The organism is Actinomadura rubrisoli, from assembly GCF_004349215.1.
Lineage (GTDB): Bacteria > Actinomycetota > Actinomycetes > Streptosporangiales > Streptosporangiaceae > Spirillospora > Spirillospora rubrisoli.
Map to the genome: position 1 here is coordinate 1 of NZ_SMKU01000574.1, position 3,213 is coordinate 3,213.

Annotated in this window: 4 protein-coding genes; all 4 read left to right on the top strand. The window is 73.1% G+C overall.

What is annotated here, in order from left to right; translation table 11 throughout:
• A partial coding sequence (locus E1298_RS45485; RefSeq protein WP_131903581.1) for a DMT family transporter occupies positions 1-235 on the top strand: 235 nt, incomplete at its 5' end.
• Between the two features lie 52 nt (positions 236-287).
• A complete protein-coding gene (locus tag E1298_RS45490) occupies positions 288-1,247 on the top strand; it encodes a CE1 family esterase (RefSeq protein ID WP_131903582.1) in 960 nt (319 codons plus the stop codon).
• A gap of 64 nt (positions 1,248-1,311) precedes the next feature.
• Complete coding sequence (locus tag E1298_RS45495; protein WP_131903583.1) at positions 1,312-2,496, top strand: amino acid deaminase/aldolase; 1,185 nt, start codon at positions 1,312-1,314, stop codon at positions 2,494-2,496.
• Between the two features lie 92 nt (positions 2,497-2,588).
• The coding region (locus E1298_RS45500) for an SIMPL domain-containing protein (protein WP_131903584.1) at positions 2,589-3,213 on the top strand (625 nt) is incomplete at its 3' end.

The window sequence follows — 3,213 nt, forward strand, 5'->3', positions numbered from 1 at the left end:
GCTGCCCACCCTCGTCTGCTTCGCGCTCGGCGCGTTCTCGATCTACCTGCTCTCGCACGCGATGCGGACGCTGCCGGTCGGCACCTCGTACGCGATCTTCACCGGCATCGGGGCGGTCGGCGCGGTCGCCCTCGGCATCGTCGTCCAGAAGGACCCGGTCACGGCCGGACGGGCGGCCGCGCTCACCCTGATCCTCTCCGGGATCGTGCTGGCCCGCGTCACGAACCCGGAATGATGACCTACTGACGAGTAGTTTACGGGCTCCCGTTGGGGTTACTTTTGCTTGCATGCGGCGACTCCTGCTCCTGGTACTGGCGGTCGGCCTCGTCCTGGCGGGCTGCACCGACTCCAAGGACGGCGGCAAGGACGGCGGCACGGGCAAGGCCACCAAGGGCGGGGACGGCAAGCGGCCCGCGACCGTGGACGGCGTCCAGACCGCGGCGGGCACGCACAAGCAGAAGCTGGACGTGGGCACGCTCGGGCACCGCGAGTACCTGCTGCACGTCCCGTCCAAGATCGCGGGCGGGAGGTGGCGGGACGGCAGGCCCGCCGACCCGGCGCCCCTCGTCATCGCCCTGCACGGCGGGTTCGCCACCATGGGGCAGATGCGGTCGCTGACCGGCTTCGACCGCCTGTCGGACGGCAAGGGCTTCCTCGTCGCCTACCCCGACGGGTTCATGACGACATGGAACGCGGGCGACTGCTGCGGCCCCGCGAAGATCGGGCGCATCGACGACGTCGGGTTCCTGGGCAAGCTGATCGACAAGCTGACCGGCGCGGGCCTGGCCGACCCGGACCGCGTCTACGTCACGGGCTTCTCCAACGGCGCCGGGATGTCCTACCGGCTTGCCTGCGAGAAACCGGGCAAGGTGGCGGCGATCGGGGTGGTCGAGGGCGCGCTGGTGACCCCGTGCGACCCCGACCGTCCGGTCTCGGCGATGATCTTCCATGGGACGGCCGACCGGAGTGTGCCGTTCAACGGCGGCGGCGACCGCGACTTCAACGACAAGCGGCCGTTCCCGCCGGTGTCGTTCGCGGTGGACTTCTGGCGTAAGGTCGGCAGGCTGCCCGAGCCGCGCGAGCGGATGCGGGCCCTGTCCGGCGGGACGGAGTGCACCGGCACCGGCAAGGGGACCGGCGGCGCGGAGGTGGCCTTCTGCAAGATCGACGGCGGCACGCACAAGTGGCCGCCCGAAGCCGGCGCCCTGCTGTGGGACTTCTTCGCGAGCCACCCGCGCACGCGCTGAGCGGGGCCGTTACCCAGATGTGAGGGATTTTCATATTTGCCGGACCTATGGCAGTGTGAAAAGCATGAACCTCCGGGACCGCTACGACGCCGCGACGGCCGGGCTCGAAGCGCCGCTCGCCGTCGTCGACCTGGCGGCCTTCCGCGCGAACGCCGCCGACCTCGTGCGCCGCGCGGCCGGCAAGCCGCTGCGCGTGGCGAGCAAGTCCGTGCGCTGCCGGGCGCTCCTGGAGGAGGCCCTCGCCATGGACGGCTTCGCCGGGATCATGGCGTTCACGCTCCCCGAGGCCCTCTGGCTGGTCCAGGAGGGCGTCAGCGACGACGTCCTCGTCGCCTACCCGACCACCGACCGCACCGCGATCGCCGCGCTGGCCGCCGACCCCGCCGCCGCCCGCGCCGTCACGCTGATGGCCGACTGCCCCGAGCACCTCGACCTCATCGAGCGCGCCGCCGGGGACCGGCGGATCCGCGTCTGCGTCGACATCGACGCCTCCTACGCCCCGTTCGGCGGACGCGTCCGCATCGGCGCGCGGCGCTCCCCGCTGCGCACTCCCGCCCAGGTCGGCGCGCTCGCCGAGCGGATCCTCAAGCGCCCCGGGCTCGACCTCGTCGGCCTCATGGCCTACGAGTCGCAGATCGCCGGCGTCGGCGACGTCCCGCCCGGACGGCCCGCCCGCGCCCGCGCCATCCGCGCCATGCAGCGGCGGTCCCGGATCGAGCTGGCCCGCCGCCGCGCCGCGATCGTCCGGGCCGTCCGCGACCTGACCGACCTGGAGTTCGTCAACGGCGGCGGCACCGGCAGCGTCGAGACGACCGCCGCCGAGCGCGCCGTCACCGAGGTCGCCGCCGGGTCCGGCCTCTACCAGCCGCACCTGTTCGACCAGTACTCCACCTTCAGCGGACGGCCCGCCGCGCTGTTCGCCCTGCCCGTCGTCCGCCGCCCCGGGCCCGGCGTCGCCACCTGCCTCGGCGGCGGCTACCTCGCCTCCGGCCCCGGCGACGCCGTCCGGCTCCCCCAGCCCTACCTGCCGACGGGCCTGTCCTACGACCCCAACGAGGGCGCCGGGGAGGTGCAGACCCCGCTGCTCGGCCGCACCGCCGACCGTCTCGCCATCGGCGACCGCGTCTGGTTCCGCCACACCAAGGCCGGGGAGCTGTGCGAACGCTTCGACGCCCTCCACCTGATCGACGGCGACCGGTTCGTGAGGACCGTTCCGACCTACCGAGGAGAGGGCCGAACCTTCCTCTGACCACGCGTTCCGGCGGAACCGGCGGCCCCGCGCCGCCGACCGGCTCGGCGGAGCCCGTTCCGATCCGCCGGCGAGCGGCTAGGTTGGCCCGTATGAGCGACGCTCCTTTGATCAGCGTGCGCGGCGAGGCCGTCCTGGAGGTCGAGCCCGAGATCGCCCGCCTGTCCGTGCACGTCCAGTCGCAGGAGAACGACCGGCGCGCCGCCCTCGACCACCTGGTCGAGCGCAACCAGCGGTGCCTCGACCTCGTCCAGTCCTACGGCGAGGCCGTCGAGAAGCTGGAGACCGGTGGGCTGACCATCACCCCTGTGCTGAAGCACCGGCGCCGCGAAGGCGACATCCGCGCCTACCAGGGCACCGTCTGGATCAAGATCGTGATCTCCGACTTCGCGGTGCTGGGCGAGCTCGTCACCCGGCTCGGCGACCTGGAGCGCACCTACGTCAACGGCCCCGACTGGGCGCTGCGGCCGGGCAGCGAGGTGTACGGGCGCGCCGCCCGGCAGGCCGCCCACGAGGCCGTCGCCCGCGCCCGCAGCTACGCCGAGGCGCTCGGCTCCCGCCTCACCGGCCTCGTCGAGCTCTCCGACGAGGGCCTGTATGAGCGACGCTCCTTTGATCAGCGTGCGCGGCGAGGCCGTCCTGGAGGTCGAGCCCGAGATCGCCCGCCTGTCCGTGCACGTCCAGTCGCAGGAGAACGACCGGCGCGCCGCCCTCGAC